16 protein-coding genes and 2 tRNA genes are annotated in these 15,987 nt (G+C 69.6%); 12 read left to right on the forward strand and 6 right to left on the reverse strand.

Going from position 1 to position 15,987, the window contains the following annotated elements; translation table 11 throughout:
• The first annotated feature begins 27 nt into the window (after positions 1–27).
• Genes recO through OCS65_RS12760 form a run of 4 tightly spaced genes read left to right on the forward strand, consistent with a single transcriptional unit; the run spans position 28 to position 2,588 of the window.
• Positions 28–843: a DNA repair protein RecO gene (recO, locus tag OCS65_RS12745; RefSeq protein WP_080688608.1), complete on the forward strand. Its 816-nt coding sequence runs from the start codon at positions 28–30 to the stop codon at positions 841–843.
• A complete protein-coding gene (locus tag OCS65_RS12750; RefSeq protein ID WP_263510285.1) occupies positions 800–1,606 on the forward strand; it encodes an isoprenyl transferase in 807 nt (268 codons plus the stop codon). The genes recO and OCS65_RS12750 overlap by 44 nt, the downstream gene beginning before the upstream one ends.
• Positions 1,603–2,076 carry a hypothetical protein gene (locus tag OCS65_RS12755; protein ID WP_050035401.1) on the forward strand — a complete coding sequence of 158 codons (474 nt, stop codon included), beginning with the start codon at positions 1,603–1,605 and terminating at the stop codon, positions 2,074–2,076. Before OCS65_RS12750 ends, OCS65_RS12755 begins: the two co-directional genes overlap by 4 nt.
• Positions 2,073–2,588, forward strand: coding sequence for a T3SS (YopN, CesT) and YbjN peptide-binding chaperone 1 (locus OCS65_RS12760; protein ID WP_006943910.1), 516 nt, complete (start codon positions 2,073–2,075; stop codon positions 2,586–2,588). The genes OCS65_RS12755 and OCS65_RS12760 overlap by 4 nt, the downstream gene beginning before the upstream one ends.
• Before the next feature lie 10 nt (positions 2,589–2,598).
• On the opposite strand, the gene OCS65_RS12765 is transcribed toward OCS65_RS12760, so the two are convergent.
• Together OCS65_RS12765 and OCS65_RS12770 are read right to left on the reverse strand one after the other, a co-directional pair.
• On the reverse strand, positions 2,599–3,027 hold the full coding sequence (locus tag OCS65_RS12765) for a Fur family transcriptional regulator (RefSeq protein WP_006943911.1): 429 nt from the start codon (positions 3,025–3,027) through the stop codon (positions 2,599–2,601).
• An 8-nt stretch (positions 3,028–3,035) separates the two neighbouring features.
• Positions 3,036–3,422, reverse strand: a complete 387-nt coding sequence (locus OCS65_RS12770) for an ArsR/SmtB family transcription factor (RefSeq protein ID WP_050035399.1) — start codon at positions 3,420–3,422, stop codon at positions 3,036–3,038.
• A 168-nt stretch (positions 3,423–3,590) separates the two neighbouring features.
• Between OCS65_RS12770 and OCS65_RS12775 the strand changes: the two genes are divergently transcribed.
• Entirely contained in the window at positions 3,591–4,982 is a 1,392-nt protein-coding gene (locus OCS65_RS12775) for a glycine--tRNA ligase (RefSeq protein WP_006943913.1), read from the forward strand.
• Positions 4,983–5,049: 67 nt separating this feature from the next.
• On the opposite strand, the gene OCS65_RS12780 is transcribed toward OCS65_RS12775, so the two are convergent.
• Positions 5,050–7,071: a TPM domain-containing protein gene (locus OCS65_RS12780; protein WP_050035398.1), complete on the reverse strand. Its 2,022-nt coding sequence runs from the start codon at positions 7,069–7,071 to the stop codon at positions 5,050–5,052.
• 84 nt (positions 7,072–7,155) lie between these two features.
• Here OCS65_RS12780 and OCS65_RS12785 point away from each other — a divergent pair, with 84 nt between their 5' ends.
• The 3 genes from OCS65_RS12785 to dnaG are packed head-to-tail and all read left to right on the forward strand — an operon-like array spanning position 7,156 to position 11,068.
• Complete coding sequence (locus tag OCS65_RS12785) at positions 7,156–7,845, forward strand: YdcF family protein (protein ID WP_373566438.1); 690 nt, start codon at positions 7,156–7,158, stop codon at positions 7,843–7,845.
• Positions 7,846–7,856: 11 nt separating this feature from the next.
• Complete coding sequence (locus OCS65_RS12790; protein ID WP_006947621.1) at positions 7,857–9,128, forward strand: deoxyguanosinetriphosphate triphosphohydrolase; 1,272 nt, start codon at positions 7,857–7,859, stop codon at positions 9,126–9,128.
• A 17-nt stretch (positions 9,129–9,145) separates the two neighbouring features.
• Complete coding sequence (gene dnaG / locus OCS65_RS12795) at positions 9,146–11,068, forward strand: DNA primase (RefSeq protein ID WP_006947623.1); 1,923 nt, start codon at positions 9,146–9,148, stop codon at positions 11,066–11,068.
• Between the two features lie 16 nt (positions 11,069–11,084).
• Here dnaG and OCS65_RS12800 read toward each other — a convergent pair whose 3' ends face one another.
• Positions 11,085–11,330, reverse strand: a complete 246-nt coding sequence (locus OCS65_RS12800) for a hypothetical protein (protein ID WP_010594277.1) — start codon at positions 11,328–11,330, stop codon at positions 11,085–11,087.
• A 147-nt stretch (positions 11,331–11,477) separates the two neighbouring features.
• On the opposite strand from OCS65_RS12800, the gene OCS65_RS12805 reads away from it, so the two are divergent.
• Both OCS65_RS12805 and OCS65_RS12810 read left to right on the forward strand, forming a co-directional pair.
• Positions 11,478–11,550: transfer RNA gene (locus tag OCS65_RS12805), tRNA-Asn, on the forward strand.
• A gap of 225 nt (positions 11,551–11,775) precedes the next feature.
• Positions 11,776–11,849, forward strand: a tRNA-Ile gene (locus OCS65_RS12810).
• 44 nt (positions 11,850–11,893) lie between these two features.
• On the opposite strand, the gene OCS65_RS12815 is transcribed toward OCS65_RS12810, so the two are convergent.
• Together OCS65_RS12815 and OCS65_RS12820 are read right to left on the reverse strand one after the other, a co-directional pair.
• The gene (locus OCS65_RS12815; protein WP_263510288.1) at positions 11,894–13,069 is read right to left on the reverse strand and encodes a tyrosine-type recombinase/integrase; all 1,176 of its coding nucleotides are present in this window, start codon (positions 13,067–13,069) and stop codon (positions 11,894–11,896) included.
• Positions 13,056–13,631 (reverse strand): hypothetical protein, encoded by a 576-nt coding sequence (locus OCS65_RS12820; RefSeq protein WP_263510289.1) that lies wholly within the window; start codon positions 13,629–13,631, stop codon positions 13,056–13,058. The genes OCS65_RS12815 and OCS65_RS12820 overlap by 14 nt, the downstream gene beginning before the upstream one ends.
• A gap of 114 nt (positions 13,632–13,745) precedes the next feature.
• Between OCS65_RS12820 and OCS65_RS12825 the strand changes: the two genes are divergently transcribed.
• Both OCS65_RS12825 and OCS65_RS12830 read left to right on the forward strand, forming a co-directional pair.
• Entirely contained in the window at positions 13,746–13,940 is a 195-nt protein-coding gene (locus OCS65_RS12825; RefSeq protein ID WP_263510291.1) for a helix-turn-helix transcriptional regulator, read from the forward strand.
• Between the two features lie 285 nt (positions 13,941–14,225).
• Positions 14,226–15,977, forward strand: a complete 1,752-nt coding sequence (locus OCS65_RS12830; RefSeq protein ID WP_263510292.1) for an AAA family ATPase — start codon at positions 14,226–14,228, stop codon at positions 15,975–15,977.
• Positions 15,978–15,987: the final 10 nt, after the last annotated feature.

Below are 15,987 nucleotides of genomic sequence, written 5' to 3' on the forward strand. Positions count from 1 at the left end.
GTCGGCCCGGCGTGACAGACTCGCAGGGTGAGGTTGTACCGGGATCACGCGGTGGTGCTGCGCCAGCACAAGCTGGGCGAGGCCGACCGCATCGTCACGCTGCTCACCCGTCGCCACGGCCTCGTGCGGGCCGTCGCGAAAGGGGTGCGGCGCACCCGCTCGAAGTTCGGGGCGCGGCTCGAGCCGTTCGCGCACATCGACGTGCAGTTGCATCCGGGCCGCAGCCTCGACATCATCACCCAGGTCCAGACCGTCGATGCGTTCGGCGCCGACCTCGTCGACGACTACGGCCGCTACACCACCGCGTGCGCCGTGCTCGAGACCGCCGAACGGCTCGCCGGTGAGGAGCGCGCCCCCGCCCCGCAGCTGCACCGCCTCACCGTCGGTGCGCTCCGTGCCCTGTCCGACCAGGTCCGGCCGCCGGAACTGATCCTCGACGCCTACCTGCTGCGGGCCATGGCCTACGCCGGCTGGGCGCCGGCGATCAGCCGCTGCGCTCGCTGCGACGAGCCCGGCCCGCATCGCGCGTTCCACGTCGCGGCCGGGGGAGCGGTATGCGTGCGGTGCCGGCCGCCGGGCGCCGCGACCCCCGGCGCGGGTGTGCTGGATCTGATGGACGCGCTCTTCCACGGTCGCTGGCAGGGCACCGACACGGTGTCCGAGGCGACCCGCGGGCAGGCCAGCGGCCTGATCGCCGCCCACCTGCAGTGGCATCTGGAGCGGCAGTTGCGGACCCTGCCGCTGATCGAACGCGGCCGTCCCCATGCGGTGGCTGTGGGCGGGGAGACGGTCGGGCAGGATGGGGAGCGTGATTCGACGCCGCACCCCGCAAGCATCGCGTGACCGCGAGATCCGGCCACCCGACCCGCACCCGTCCGGCGCCCGCCCGCCGGGTCTGCAGCCCGAACTGATCCCGCGGCACGTCGCCCTGGTCATGGACGGCAACGGCCGCTGGGCCCAGGAACGCGGTCTGCCTCGCACCGCCGGCCACGAACGCGGCGAGGCGGTGCTGATGGACACCGTGTGCGGGTGCATCGAGATGGGCGTCAAGTGGCTCTCGGCGTACGCGTTCTCCACCGAGAACTGGAAGCGCAGCCCGGACGAGGTGCGCTTTCTCATGGCCTTCAACCGGGACGTGATCCGCCGCCGCCGCGACGAGATGCACGAGATGGGGGTACGCGTGCGCTGGGCCGGACGCCGGCCGAAGCTGTGGCGCAGCGTCATCAAGGAACTCGAGATCGCCGAGGAACTGACCCGCGACAACGACGTGATGACCCTCACCATGTGCGTGAACTACGGAGGTCGCGCCGAGATCGCCGATGCCGCAAGGGAGATCGCGCGTCGCGTGGCCACGGGTGAGCTCGACCCGGAACGCGTCACCGAGGCCACGGTTGCGCGGTACCTCGACGAGCCCGACATGCCGGACGTGGACCTGTTCCTGCGGCCGTCCGGGGAACAACGCACCTCGAACTTCCTGCTCTGGCAGTCGGCCTACGCCGAGATGGTGTTCCAGGACAAGATGTTTCCCGACTTCGACCGTCGGGACCTGTGGGCCGCCTGCGTGGAGTACGCCTCGCGCGACCGCCGCTTCGGGGGCGTGAAGTGACGGGCGCCGGAACGGGACCGGAGGAGCGGAGGCCGGCCCCCGGCGGGGTGGACCCGAGCGGCCTCGGCCTGCGCGACCGGGTCGCGGCCGCGCTGGCGGAGTTCGTCGCCATGCACGAGCCCAGGACGAACGGCGACGATGCGCTGGGATTCGACTATGCGGGCGTGCCGTGCGCCGTGCGGGTGGTGACCCTCACCGAGGGTCTCGACGTGGTGTCGCTGACCGGCGTCCTCGCGTGGGACCTGCCGCTCGACGACGCGTTGCGCACGCGGGTCGCCGGGGCGGCCGACGCGCTGCAGTTCGGGTCGATACACCTCGTCGAGCGGGACGCCGAGGCGGACGTGGTGCTGCGGTACTCCTTCCCCGCCACCGGCCTTCGGGACTCGCCCCTGACCACGATGCTGCTGCTCGTGCTCGGCGGCGCCGGCGACGCGCGCTCGGCCGTCACGGGCACGGGCGGATCCGAGTGAGCGAACTCGACTGGGACTCCCCGATCGCCACCGGGAACGACGACGCGCTGCGTGCGGCCGTGCTGCGTGTCTTCTCGGCGGTCCTTGCCGAGGAGATCGAACCCGACACGGACGGCGACGTGCCGATCTGGGTCGACGATGTGCTCACCTACGCCGTCGTCGATTCGCGGGCCGGGGTGGTGGAGCTGACGACGTACCTGGTGGAGCGGATCGCCGGTCGTACCCGCGCGGCCGAGGTCCTCGTCGACCTGCAGGCGCAATGGCCGGACGCGCGGCTCGAGTTGCACCAGGACCGGGTGACGGCGGTGCAGCGCGTCCCGGCGCGCCCGCTGGTGCCGGTGCACCTGGCGCGCGCGGTCGCGGTGGTCGCGGCGCTGGTGCCGCATGTGCCCGAACTGGCGGCGCGGCTCGGCGGCCGGGCGTGCGTGTTCGACGAGCCGGGCGACGAGACTGCCGGCGAGGTGGTCGACCTGCTGGGCGGGTGCGGCTGCGACGGCTGCGGGTGCCGCTGACCGTCGTCGGTCAGCGCGACGTCGCCGGCGCGGCGTCCGCGCAGTCGCGGCAGGTGCCGAAGATCTCGACGGTGTGGCTCACGTCGACGAAACCGTTGTCCTCGGCCACCTCGTGCGACCAGCGCTCGACCGCCGGCCCGTCCACCTCCACCGTGTAACCGCACGCCCGGCACACGAGGTGGTGGTGGTGACCGGACGAGCAGCGCCGGTAGACGGACTCGCCGCTGTCGGTGCGCAGCACGTCGACGGTGCCGGCTTCGGCGAGGGACTGCAGCGTGCGGTAGACGGTGGTCAGGCCGATGCCTTCGCCGCGCTTGCGCAGTTCGTCGTGCAGGTCCTGGGCGGAGCGGAACTCCTCGATCTCGTCGAGCAGCGCGGAGATGGCGCTGCGCTGCTTGGTGGAGCGGACTCCGACTACGGGTTTGTGGGCGGGCGACACGACTACGGTCAACCTTCCTCGACGTGGGCGACGGCGTCGACGACGATGTGGGCGAGATGGTCGTCGACCAGACGGTAGAGCACCTCGCGGCCGGCGCGTTCGCCGCGGACCACGCCCGCGGCCTTGAGGATGCGCAGGTGCTGGCTGATCAGCGGCTGGGTGACGCCGAGCGCGCCGACCAGTTCGTGTACACAGCGTTCGGATTCGCGCAGTTGCAGCACGATGGCGATGCGCACCGGTGCGGCCAGCGCGCGCAGGAGCTCGCCGGCGGCGGCGAGGGTTTCCCGCGACGGGGCGGGTACGGGGGACGGCGTCGCCGATCCCGGGCGGCAGTCGTCGTGCGGACGGTCCGGGGCCGCGGCGTCGCCGCCGGGGCCGGTGTCGGCAACGCTCAACGGATCTCCTTCGTGGACTGGCGGCCGCGTTATTGCAAACCGATTCCATTTTGATATGCATGAATGTGCATGTCAACCGGCGTGCAGTTCGACCGCCCCGAGCGGAGCGATAGGCTTACGGGTCGACGCACGCTGCGAAACCCCGCATCGAAGATGGAGTGAATCCGAGTGGCACCGAAATCCAAGATCGATACCGTCGCCAACCTGGCCAAGCGCCGGGGTCTGGTCTACCCCTGCGGTGAGATCTACGGCGGTACGAGGTCGGCCTGGGACTACGGGCCGCTCGGCGTGGAGCTCAAGGAGAACATCAAGAAGCAGTGGTGGCGCAACATGGTCACCAGCCGCGAGGACGTCGTCGGTCTGGACTCGTCGGTCATCCTGCCGCGTCAGGTGTGGGTGGCGTCGGGCCACGTCGGGGTGTTCAACGATCCGCTCGTCGAGTGCCTGAGCTGTCACAAGCGCCACCGCCAGGATCACCTGCAGGAGGCGTACGCCGAGAAGAACAAGCTCGACGATCCCGACTCGGTTCCCATGTCGGAGATCTCCTGCCCGGACTGCGGCACCAAGGGCCAGTGGACCGAGCCCCGTGACTTCAACATGATGCTCAAGACCTACCTCGGCCCGATCGAGAGCGAGGAGGGGCTGCACTACCTGCGCCCCGAGACCGCACAGGGCATCTTCGTGAACTTCGCGAACGTGCTCACCACGTCGCGCAAGAAGCCGCCGTTCGGAATCGGCCAGATCGGCAAGAGCTTCCGCAACGAGATCACCCCGGGCAACTTCATCTTCCGGACCCGCGAGTTCGAGCAGATGGAGATGGAGTTCTTCGTCAAGCCGGGCGAGGACGAGCAGTGGCACCAGTACTGGATCGACTACCGGATGGACTGGTACACCGGGCTCGGCATCAACAAGGACAACCTGCGCCTGTACGAGCACCCGCAGGACAAGCTGTCGCACTACTCGAAGCGCACCGTCGACATCGAGTACCGCTTCCACTTCCAGGGCAGCGAGTGGGGTGAGCTCGAGGGTGTCGCCAACCGCACCGACTTCGACCTGTCGACGCACGCGCAGCACTCGGGCGCCGACCTGAGCTTCTTCGACCAGACCACCAACGAGCGGTACACCCCGTACGTCATCGAGCCGGCAGCGGGCCTGACGCGGTCGCTCATGGCGTTCCTCGTCGACGCCTACAGCGAGGACGAGGCGCCCAACGCCAAGGGTGGTGTCGACAAGCGCACCGTGCTGCGCCTCGACCGCCGGCTCGCCCCGGTCAAGGCGGCGGTGCTGCCGCTCTCGCGCAACGCGGACCTGAGCCCCAAGGCGAAGGACCTCGCCGCGCAGCTGCGCCAGCACTGGAACATCGAGTTCGACGACGCCGGCGCCATCGGCCGCCGCTACCGTCGCCAGGACGAGATCGGTACCCCGTTCTGCATCACGGTCGACTTCGACACCCTCGAGGACCAGGCCGTCACCGTCCGCGAGCGCGACACCATGGCGCAGGAGCGCGTCGGCCTCGACCAGGTCGAGGGCTACCTCGCCCAGCGGCTGATCGGCGCCTGACCACAGAGCCTCCGTGAGAGGGTCGGCCGCCTCGCGCGACCGGCCCTCTCACGCTGCGCGGCCGGGACTAGAACCGGCCCCCGCTCGACCCCCCGAAGCCGCCGCCTCCGCCGAAGCCCCCGCCTCCGCCGAAGCCCCCGCCCCCGAAGCCGCCCCCGCGGCCACCGGTCAGGATGCTGTTGATGAGGATTCCGCCGAGCACCGCACCCGCGATATTGCCGCCGGAGGCGCCGCCGCGGGGCGGACGCTGCTGACGCTCCCAGCGCTGCACGTCGTTCTGCGCTGCGCGCAGCGCGTTCGCCGCGAGGGTCGCGGCCGCCTGAGCGTGCTGCAGCGCCTGCCCCGGTTCCTGCGCGGCGAGCCGCTGCGCGGCGTCCAGGTGGCGCTGCGCCTCGGACAGCCGGGTGCGGGCCTCGGCGCCGATCACACCGCGCCGCGTCCCGATGAAGTCCGCCGCGGCGGTGACCTGCGATCGAGCCGCCCCCAGATCCTGTTCGAGGCGCCGGCGGGTGCGCTGCGCCTCCTCCTGCGCCTGACGGGTCCGATCGCGCAGCGCGTCGAGTCGTGCGTCCGCTTCCACGACCCGGGTGAAACTGCCCAGCGGGTCGGTGTTCATGTCCGCCCGGGCGTGGTCGAGGGCCGCCTGCGCGGCCTTGCGGGCCTCGGCGAGTTCCGCACCACCCGCGGCGGCGAGCTGTTCGGCGTCGGCGATGCCCTGTGCGGCGTCGGCCATCGCGGCCGGCAACGTCGCGATCGCCCGCCGGATGTCGTCGGCGGCGTGGTCGACTGCGTCGAGCATCGTGGCAGCGTGCCCGAGAGCACCCTCCGCTTCGCGGATGGCTCGCACGGCGTCGCCCTGCTCGCCGACGGGACGTGCCACCGCGGTGCGGCCCTGATCGACGGACTTCTCGGCGAACTCGATCTCGTCCTGCGCCAGCGTCACGTTGTCCGTGATCGGGGCGAGCGCGCCGGCCGGGAACTCCGTTCGCAGTTCGGTCAGCGTCGCCTCGGCCTGGGGCAACCGCGCGCGCAACGCGATCGCGCGCTGTGTGAGCGCGTCGAGGCGGGCGGGTGCGTCGAGCAGGAGGTCGCGCATCCGGTCGAACGCCTCGACCTGCGCGTCGAGTTCCCGGTCGGCCTGGCCGCACGACGAGATCAACTGCACGAGCATGTCGCGCTGCTGCTGGGGCGTCTCGGGGATGGCGTCGTCGAGCCGCTGCCGGATCTCGAACGCGGACGCCAGAGCCGACTGCGCCTGTCGATAGGCGCGGTCGAACGGCTGGACCGCGGCATCGCCGAACTCTCCGCGCGCCAGCTCGAGCGCCTCGGCGCTCGAGCGAACGGCGTTATCCGTCTCGACCAGGATCTTCTGGGCGTACAGCTCGAGGCCCTCGAGCGGCAGCTCGCGCAGCGCGTCGGTGTCGGTCGGGTCGGTGGCCGCCGCCGCCTGGGCGCCCGCCTCGGCCCGCTTGCGCTTCGCGCGCCGGGAGTACAGGTACACCCCCCCGGCCCCGGCCGCGATCACTCCGCCGCCGACGAGCAGCGTGGTGCCGGAGCCGGAACCCGACGCCGACAACGCCGCGTCGAGACCCTCGGCCGCCGCCACCGCGGCCCCGGCCCAGTCCTGGCTGCGCAACTGCGGCACGATCCGGTCCGCGCTGATGGCGTCCCGTTCGGACGCGGTGACCCCGGACAGGGCGTTCGGCGTCCACAGCGCGTACTCGCGGTCCTGCGTGGCCACGGCGAGCAGGGCCGTGTCCGTCCCGAAGTTGCTGGCCTGCGCAGTCCGCTCGGTCCAGTCGTCGGACGACAGTCCGGAGAACGTCGGCACGTACGCCACCCACAACTGCACCCCGTGCTCGGCGTAGAGCGCGTCTGCTGCCTGCTGGATCTGCGCCGTCGCCGCCGGATCCAGTACTCCGGCGGTGTCGGTGATCGGCTGGGGAAGCCGGAAGGGCGGCTCGGCCGTCGCCGAACCGGGCAGCACCAGCCAGGCCAGGGCCGCGAGCAGGATCGGCACCGACATCGACAGCGAGCGGCGGAGCGGGCGGGCCGGAAGCGGCCGGACGGCGACCGAATACGGTGACATGCGTCGAATCTATCGGCTCGCATGCGCTGTCGCCCGTGGCGCGTCGCCGGGTGGGCGCGCTCGGAACACTGGCAGAATCGGGGAGTGAGTACCGCAGCCCGCCCACGCCCGGCCCCGTCCCTGCCCGAACCCCCGCGCGGGTTCGGTGCGGGCGTCGCGCGCTGGACGCGCCGGCTGGTGCTCGGGGTGCTGCTCGCGGCGATCGCCGTCCTCGCCGGAACCGCGGTCCGCGTGTGGCAGGTGGCGCGCATCGACGACTGGAGCCGGGCCGACGCCATCGTGGTCCTCGGCGCCGCCCAGTACTCCGGCACCCCGTCGTCGGTGTTCCAGGCCCGGCTCGACCAGGCCCTCACCCTGTACGAGAACGGGGTGGCCGAGCGGATCGTCACCGTCGGCGGCAAGCAGGAGGGCGACCTGTTCACCGAGGCGGCGTCCGGCAAGAACTACCTGATCGCGCAGGGAGTGCCGGAGTCGGCGATCACCGCCGTCGAAGAGGGGTCGGACACGTTGCTCAGCGTCGAGGCGGTCAGCCGGGAGATGGCCGGGCAGGGACTGCACTCCGCGGTGCTGGTGAGCGATCCGTGGCATTCGCTGCGCACTCGCACCATGGCCCGCGACGCCGGTCTCGACGCGTGGACCGCGCCGACCCGCACCGGCCCCGCCGTGTACACCCGGGAGTCGCAGCTGCACGGGATCGCCCGCGAGACGGGCGCGCTGATCTGGTACCAGCTCACCCACGACTCGGCGGACTTCCCCTACACGGCCGCGCAGTGAAGGAGGACGTGATGCCGGGCTACAGCGAACACGAACTCGAGCGGCGCGTCGCCGAGGTCCCGAAGGTGTCGGCGCTCGCCGGTGCCGAGCCGGCGACCGCGAGCCGTACGCCGTTCGCGCGGGACCGTGCCCGCGTCCAGCACAGCGCTGCGCTGCGACGGCTCGCCGACAAGACCCAGGTGGTCGGCCCCCGCGACGGTGACACTCCGCGCACCCGGCTCACCCACTCGATCGAGGTCGCCCAGATCGGCCGCAGCATCGCCGAGGGCCTCGGCTGCGACCCCGACCTGGTGGACCTCGCCGGCCTCGCGCACGACATCGGACACCCGCCGTACGGCCACAACGGGGAACGCGCCCTCGACGAGGTGGCCGCGAGCTGCGGAGGGTTCGAGGGCAACGCGCAGAATCTGCGGATCCTCACGTGCCTCGAGCCGAAGATCCTCCACCCCGACGGCACGAGCGCCGGTCTGAACCTCACGCGCGCGACACTCGACGCGACGCTGAAGTACCCGTGGACCCGCCCGGCGCCCGGCGCGAAGTTCGGTGCCTACGACGACGACGCCGAGGTCCTCGCCTGGGTGCGCGACGGCGCGCCCGACCGGCGCAAGTGCCTCGAGGCCCAGATCATGGACTGGTCCGACGACGTCGCCTACTCCGTCCACGACGTCGAGGACGGCGTCATCGACGGACGGATCGACCTGCGTGTGCTCACCGACCCGGCGTCGGTGAACACGCTCGTCGATCTCGGCATGCGCGAGTTCTCCGGCCTGGACCCGAACGAGCTGGTGGAGGCGGCGAAGCGACTGTCGCAGATGCCGGTGGTCCAGGCCGTGGACACCTACGACGGCAGCCTCGCGTGCTCGGTGGCACTCAAGCGCCTCACGAGCGAGCTCGTCGGCCGATTCGCGACGGCAGCGATCATCGGCACCCGTGCCGTCACCGGCGACCGGCCCGTCACCCGCTACGACGCCGACCTCGTCGTTCCGCCCGTCGTCGCGTCCGAGGTGGCGCTGCTCAAGACCATGGCCCTGCAGTTCGTGATGTCCGACGCCGCCCACCGGCAGCGTCAGGAACGGCAACGTGAACGGATCCACCGCGTCGCCGAATGGCTGATGCGCACGGCGCCGGTCGGCCTCGACCCGTTCTTCGTGCCGCTGTGGGACGCCGCCGTCGACGACGCCGCCCGCATGCGGGTGATCGTCGACCAGATCGCCTCGTGCACCGAGGCCCGGCTCGAACGGATCGACCGCGACAGCCTCGCCGCTCAGGCGAGTTGGGGGTAGCGCCTAGACTCGTCGTCGTGGCCGGGCGTATTTCAGACAGAGACATCGCGGCCGTCCGCGACCGCGTCCGGATCGAGGACATCGTCGGCGAGTACGTCGCCCTCAGGCGCGGCGGCGCCGACTCGATGAAGGGGCTGTGTCCCTTCCACGACGAGAAGTCCCCGTCCTTCCACGTCCGCCCCAACCACGGTCACTTCCACTGCTTCGGCTGCGGCGAGGGCGGCGACGTGTACTCGTTCCTGCAGAAGATCGAGCACATCAGCTTCGTCGAGGCCGTCGAGCAGCTCGCCGACCGGGTCGGCTACACCCTCAACTACGAGGGCGGCGGTCCGTCGGTGCAGCGCGACCGGGGCACCCGCGCCCGGCTCGTCGCCGCCAACGCGGCCGCGCAGGAGTTCTACGCCGAGCAGCTGCGTACGCCCGGCGCGCAGGCGGCGCGGGACTACCTGACCGAGCGCAGCTTCGACGAGTCCGCGGCCGAGGTGTTCGGGTGCGGTTACGCCCCCGACGGTTGGGATGCCCTCACCAAGCACCTGCTCACCCGTGGCTTCGAGTTCGCCGAGCTCGAGGCCGCCGGGCTGTCCAAACAGGGGCGCCGCGGACCCATCGACCGGTTCCACCGGCGGCTGCTGTGGCCGATCCGCAATCTCGCCGGCGACGTCATCGGTTTCGGTGCCCGTCGGCTGTTCGACGACGACACGCTCACGGCGAAGTACGTCAACACCCCGGAAACGTTGCTCTACAAGAAGTCTCAGGTGCTGTTCGGCCTGGACCTGGCCAAGCGGGAGATCGCCAAGGCGCACCAGGCCGTGATCGTCGAGGGCTACACCGACGTCATGGCGATGCACCTGTCGGGCGTGAAAACCGCTGTGGCCGCGTGCGGTACCGCATTCGGCGACGAGCACCTGGCGATGCTGCGGCGCCTGCTCATGGACGACAGCTACTTCCGCGGTGAGATCATCTACACCTTCGACGGCGACGCAGCGGGCCGGGCCGCGGCGATGAAGGCGTTCGAGGGCGACCAGAAGACCACGGCCAAGACGTTCGTCGCGATCGCGCCCCAGGGCATGGATCCGTGCGAGCTGCGGCAGAAGTCCGGCGACGGGGCGGTGCGCGACCTCGTCGCCCGGCGCACCCCGATGTTCGAGTTCGTCGTCAAGTCGATCCTCACCGAACACAACCTCGACACCGCCGAGGGGCGGGTGGAGGCGCTGCGCCGCACGGTTCCCGTGGTGGCCCGGATCAAGGAACGCACGCTGCGCGACAGCTACGCGGTGCAGCTGTCGCACTGGGTGGGCTGGGACGACATTCCGGCCGTGCGCCGGCGCGTGCAGGACGAGTCCCGGCGCGTCGCCCGCGGCGGCGACGAGAAGCCGCGCACCGCCGCGCCGCAACAGCGGGCGGAGACGGCCGCGGCGGGCACGGTCCTGCGCCGGCCCCGCCCCAACGATCCGGCGCTGTGGCCGCAGCGCGACGCCCTCAAGGCGGCGCTGCAGTACCCCGGCATCGCCGGCACCGTGTTCGATTCGCTGCCCGCCGAGACGTTCACCGACCCGGCCTACGCGGCGGTGCGCGAGGCTGTGGCCGCGGTCGGCGGGACGAGCGCGGGACTCGGCGGCGCGGAATGGGTGGACGCCGTCGGGCGCGCCGCCACCGACCCGATGGTGCACTCGCTGGTCATGGAACTCGCGGTGGACCCGCTGCCCGCGGAGGAGGACCGGATGCCCCGCTACATCGGCGGGGTCCTCGCCCGGCTGCAGGAGGTCTGGGTGGGGGAGCAGGTCGCCGAACTCAAGTCCAAACTGCAGCGCATCTCCCCGGCCACCGAATCCGACGAGTTCCACTCGTTGCTCGGGGACCTCGTTGCGCTCGAGCAGTACCGGCGCAGCCTGCTCGACCAGGCCATCGGCGACACCAGCGGCGACGGCCTGGCCGGCTGAACTCACGCCACCCGCGTCACCGCCGCAACTGGTCGCGGGGGACGAGGATCGTGGTCTGCTCGTCGAGCGGCTTCATCGGCTCGAGCTTCGGCTCCGGGCTGAGCGAGTCGGCCAGCTTCTGCCGGCTCACCTCGATCGCCTTCTTCGTCACCGGACTACCCGCGACCGCCTTCGCCGTCCTGCTGAGCTGTTCGTACCGGGCGCGGCCCGCCCGTGTCCCCAGGACGTAGCCCGCGGCAACCCCCACCAACAGTCCGATCAACGTCGTCTCCATTCAGCCGTGTCAACGTCCCACCCATCCTGCCCGATCCTCGCCCTCGGGCTCACAGGCAGGCGATTTGGTGCCGCGTCGGGTGGGGCGCTACAGTTCTTCACGCACCGCGGGAAACGGCGGAGCACCGCAGGACAATCCCCTGTAGCTCAATTGGCAGAGCATTCGACTGTTAATCGAACGGTTGCTGGTTCGAGTCCAGCCGGGGGAGCTCCAAGAAAACCCCTCCCACCCGATCTCGGGTGGGAGGGGTTTTCTCGTCTGCGCCGCCACGAAAGACGCTGAGTGTGACGGAAATTACAGGAGCCGTGTGGTGCCGCCGCGACGGGTCGGCGACAGCCCGCGCCGGGCGACACGGGGGTGACCCGCGACGCGGGCCGGCCGCCGCAGCCGGTAGCATTCGCCACACGTCGCGTACCTCCGGATGCGCGCGGACGGGGCGGTAGCTCAGTCGGTTAGAGCCGTGGACTCATAATCCATTGGTCGCGGGTTCGAGCCCCGCCCGCCCCACGTCAAAGGGTGTTTCGGTTCACTTCGGTGGACCGATCCATCATTTATTCATCTTTTTCGGCCACGACGCGGTCCAGCAACCGGGCGACTGCGGAGTGCGTCCGGCCCCGGGACATGTACCGGTCCATGGTCATGGAGACGTGTCGATGTCCGAGGTGATCGGCTCCGACGCGGGGCGACAGACCCTCCTCGTCGATCAGGGTGGCCACGGACTTCCGGAAACTGTGGGTCGTGGTGTCCTCGACCCCGAGATCGTCGCGGACCTTGCGCCACTGCTTGCCGAAGTTGTTCGGATCGCGAAGCGTGCCGGCGGTCGACGGGAAGATCATCCCCAGCGTTCCTTGCTGCGGCTGAGCTGCGCGACGCTCGAGCACCTCCATCGCGAACGTCGGCAGCGGGATGGTTCGCAGCCCAGCGGCGGTCTTCGCGGCTTGCACGCGCTGCAAGCCGGCGCCCTTTGCACGCACAACCTTGCCGGTCACCGCGACCGTTCCCGCTTCGTCGTCGACGTCTACCCAACGAAGTGCGAGCAGTTCCGAGCGTCGGAGACCGGTCGCGATGAGGAGCGTGATCGGGTCGACGAGATCGTTCGCCTTGCAGTACTCGGATTCGCCGAGCGCGACCAGCAGTGCGCGCAGCTCGTCGGCGGTGAGTGCGCGAGCACCTGCCGGTGGCGTCTTGGACTTGATCGGGGAGACGTCTCGAACGGGATTGCTGTCGAGTGCGCCCGCAAGGACTGCGAGGCCGAGCGCACCACGCAGAATCGTCTTCGCCTGTCGCGCCATCGTCGGCCCGTGCGCCTTGCTCATCGCCCGTATCGCGGTGTCCACGCGGCGAGCGGTGGCTTCGCCCACCCGGACACCGCCGAGCTTGCTCTCGAGCTTCCCTGCCGCGAACTTGTAGGTGTCGATCGTTGCGGCGGCTCGGCCCTCCTCTTCGAGGCGTGCAAGGTACGTCCGGACGAGTGCTGCGATCGTCGTCGCGCTCGTCACCTCGTCCTCGCTTGGCGTGCGTCGTGACCCGAGGTGTTCGAGCAACTCGTCCTCGGCGAGCTTGCCGTACGGGTCGCGTCGTCCGGGCGGGGTGCGGCGCTCGACGATGCGAACCACGCCGTCGTCGTCACGGAACCTGCATCGTGCGAGCCAGACTCCGCGGCCGAGATCCTTGCGTGTGATCTTGCCGTGCTGCCCGATGCGCAGCGGGGGTCTACCCCGCGCCATCGCCTTCGACCTTCCGATGTTCTTCGACGAGAATCCCACGTCGTTTCGCCGTCGCGATCCAGCGTGACGCGGTCTGCTTGGTGAGGCCGTACTCGCGCGTGAGTACGGCAATCGGCTTCTGTCCCGTGGCCATGCAGAACGCGAAGATCTGCGAAATCGATTCGAGTGCTTCCTCGGTCGGGCCATCGTCGACGAACTCCGTCGACGGCCAGGCGAAATCGATTGACCGGAAAGACTTTCCATCCGGATCGGGTTCGATGGCCTGCACGACGCGAAGTTTCTCGGCGGCCAGTTCGACCCAGCTGCTGACGGGAATGCGGCGCAGATGGTCCGAGGTGATCGGTGGACCGTCCTCGGTCCTGACTGCGCGAAGTTCGGTGCAGGCAAGTCGACCCTCGACCACATCGATCTCCAACTCGACGTGGTGTTCGAGGGGTTCGACGTCGTCGTCGGTCGAAGTTGCGGTGATTCGCGCAGGCACCTGGGCGAACAGGCGACCGCCGTACAGCGACCATCCGGAGTTCTCAGGGAGTGGACCGTTCGTTGTCGTGAAGCTCGGCATGGCGACCAGTTTGACACATCGCGAACAGTCCCGACAGAGAGTCTTGATCTCGAACTCTCGACGTGCTACTTCTTGTCGGGACAGTTCGCAACTAGTCCCATTCAAGGAGTCGAGATGCAGACCGGCGAGGATAGATGGCTCACCCGGCAAGAAGTTGCCGATAGGCTGAGGGTGCCCGCGAAGACGCTCGCGCAGTGGGCGAGTCAGGGGAGGGGTCCGCGTTTCGCCAGGATCGGCCGGCACGCGCGCTACAAGCTCAGCGATTGCGTTGCCTGGGAGAACGAGCAGTTCGCCGGTGGATCCCAATGAGGACTACGGCACGAACATCGCCGCCGGCGGGGGAGTTGGAGCTCCGGGTCCCGCCGACGGCGCATCGAACCGAACCAATCACCAGAAAGGCAGGTCAACCATGACGGTACCTGCGATGTGCTCGCTGAACCAGGCCGGGGCACAACTGATCCAGTGACGAAAGTCGGCTGCGCGCAGCTCCATTGACCACTACCCCGAGGGGCCGGTATCCGATCGATGCCGGCTCTTCGGGGGTGTCCGAAAGACATAGGTATGCACACCAATCGCAGATCGTCCGGTTCCACTATGACCGCGCTCGACCGACTCCGGGATCGCTGGCTCGAACACGGCCTGGTGTGGCGAGACGGCCCCGACAGCACTGCAGCAGCGCAAGCTCCCGGGCACTCGGCCGCCGATAGGTCCGTGACCTTCCGGCAGATTGCGGGCCAGGTGCTCATGAACTCGCACGCAGACGACAAGGCCGCTGTTCTGGATGTGTTGGGTCTGACCCTGTCCGACCTGTTCGACAACCCTGCGGGTACTTCCTACGCATACCGCGACGGTCGGACCGTGTTCCGCAGCTACGACGACCGCGGGCGTAAGAGATTCAGCCAATCCGGGAACACCAAGGGCCGTGACCTGTTCCGGGCCGAGCGTCTCGACGACCACCGAACCGGCGATCCGGTCTACGTAGTCGAGGGCGAGAAAGATGTGCTGGCAATGGAGTCCGTCGGTGCCACTGCGGTGTCCCCGGCGATGGGAGCTGGTAAGGCCGGCCTGTTCGATTGGTCTCCACTGGCCGGCCACACCGTGATGATCGTCGCCGACGACGATGAGCCCGGCCGTAAGCATGCGCTGCAGGTGTACGAGATTGTCGAGCCGATCGCTGCGGGTGTGGCGATAGTCCAGGCGGCGACCGGCAAGGATGCGGCAGACCATGTCGCGGCGGGCCATGGCCTCAATGAGCTCGTGCCGATCGATGTCGGAGGTAGGGCAGGCCGGCGACTGAAGGTCACCCGCGGTTCGGACGTGAAGCTCCAGCGCGTGCGCTGGGTGATCGAGGACTGGATTCCTGCCGGGTCGTTGACGCTTCTTGCCGGTAGGGAAGGCCTCGGCAAGTCGACGATCGCCGCAGCACTGTGCGCGCAGATCACCCGCGGCACGCTGGAAGGGGAACTGCACGGCACACCTCGGAACGTGCTGTACGTGCACTCCGAGGATTCCCGAGAGTTCACCGTCGCCCCGAGACTCAAAGCGGCTGGTGCCGACATGAGCCGAGTCCTGTTCGTCGACGTCGAGACTGCGCACACCGATGCCGGCACTCTTGTGCTCCCGCTCGACAATCTCGCGCTCGAGCGGATCATCGCGAAGGAGCACGTCGCGTTCGTCGTGCTCGATGCGGCCACGTCGTCGATGTCGGCGGACTTGTCGGGCCGGGACGACCGGGCAGTCCGCCAGTATCTCGAGCCTCTCGCCCAGCTCGCCGCCCGGCAGGGCTGCGTCGTGTTCGGCCTCTGTCACTTCGGCAAACGGGACGGAGCGGATACGGGCAAGTTGATCCTCGGTTCGATCGCGTGGTCGCAGGTTGCGCGTTCGGTGCTGTCGGTCGCCAAGGACGACGATTCGGGGCATCTTTTCGTCACCAACACCAAGGCCAACCTCGCGCCGCGGATCCGGTCTATGGAGGGCGAGATCGTCTCAACTGCCGTCGGGACCGACAATGGTGAAACAGAAGTAGGAGCTCTGCGATGGCTGGGAGAGACAAGCCGCGATGCTCGCGAGCTACTCAACGGCCCCGACGAGGACGCAGAGGAACGCGACGAGATCACCACGGTGATTCGCGGCTACCTGATCGAGTGCGGTGGTTCGGCGCCGGCGGCGGACGTGCTCAAGGCGACCCGAGCCGCGGGGCTCGTGGACAATGCGGTGAAGAAGGCGCGGAAGCGGGCCGGCGTCAGCACCGAACGGCGGGGGTATGGCAAGGGCGGATCGTGGGTGTGGACCATAGACTCCGCCATAGGTGCCAATGATTCCCATCCACGGGAATGGGAATCTTAAGGCACCTATG

It is taken from the genome of Rhodococcus aetherivorans, from assembly GCF_025722975.1.
Taxonomy (GTDB): domain Bacteria; phylum Actinomycetota; class Actinomycetes; order Mycobacteriales; family Mycobacteriaceae; genus Rhodococcus; species Rhodococcus aetherivorans.

Bases quoted from the DNA above. Each gene is read 5' to 3' on its own strand.
- OCS65_RS12750 (WP_263510285.1), top strand. From the start codon at position 800: ATGGGGAGCGTGATTCGACGCCGCACCCCGCAAGCATCGCGTGACCGC.
- OCS65_RS12780 (WP_050035398.1), bottom strand. From the start codon at position 7,071: ATGTCACCGTATTCGGTCGCCGTCCGGCCGCTTCCGGCCCGCCCGCTC.
- OCS65_RS12790 (WP_006947621.1), top strand. From the start codon at position 7,857: ATGCCGGGCTACAGCGAACACGAACTCGAGCGGCGCGTCGCCGAGGTC.
- OCS65_RS12815 (WP_263510288.1), bottom strand. From the start codon at position 13,069: ATGGCGCGGGGTAGACCCCCGCTGCGCATCGGGCAGCACGGCAAGATC.
- OCS65_RS12820 (WP_263510289.1), bottom strand. From the start codon at position 13,631: ATGCCGAGCTTCACGACAACGAACGGTCCACTCCCTGAGAACTCCGGA.
- OCS65_RS12825 (WP_263510291.1), top strand. From the start codon at position 13,746: ATGCAGACCGGCGAGGATAGATGGCTCACCCGGCAAGAAGTTGCCGAT.
- OCS65_RS12830 (WP_263510292.1), top strand. From the start codon at position 14,226: ATGACCGCGCTCGACCGACTCCGGGATCGCTGGCTCGAACACGGCCTG.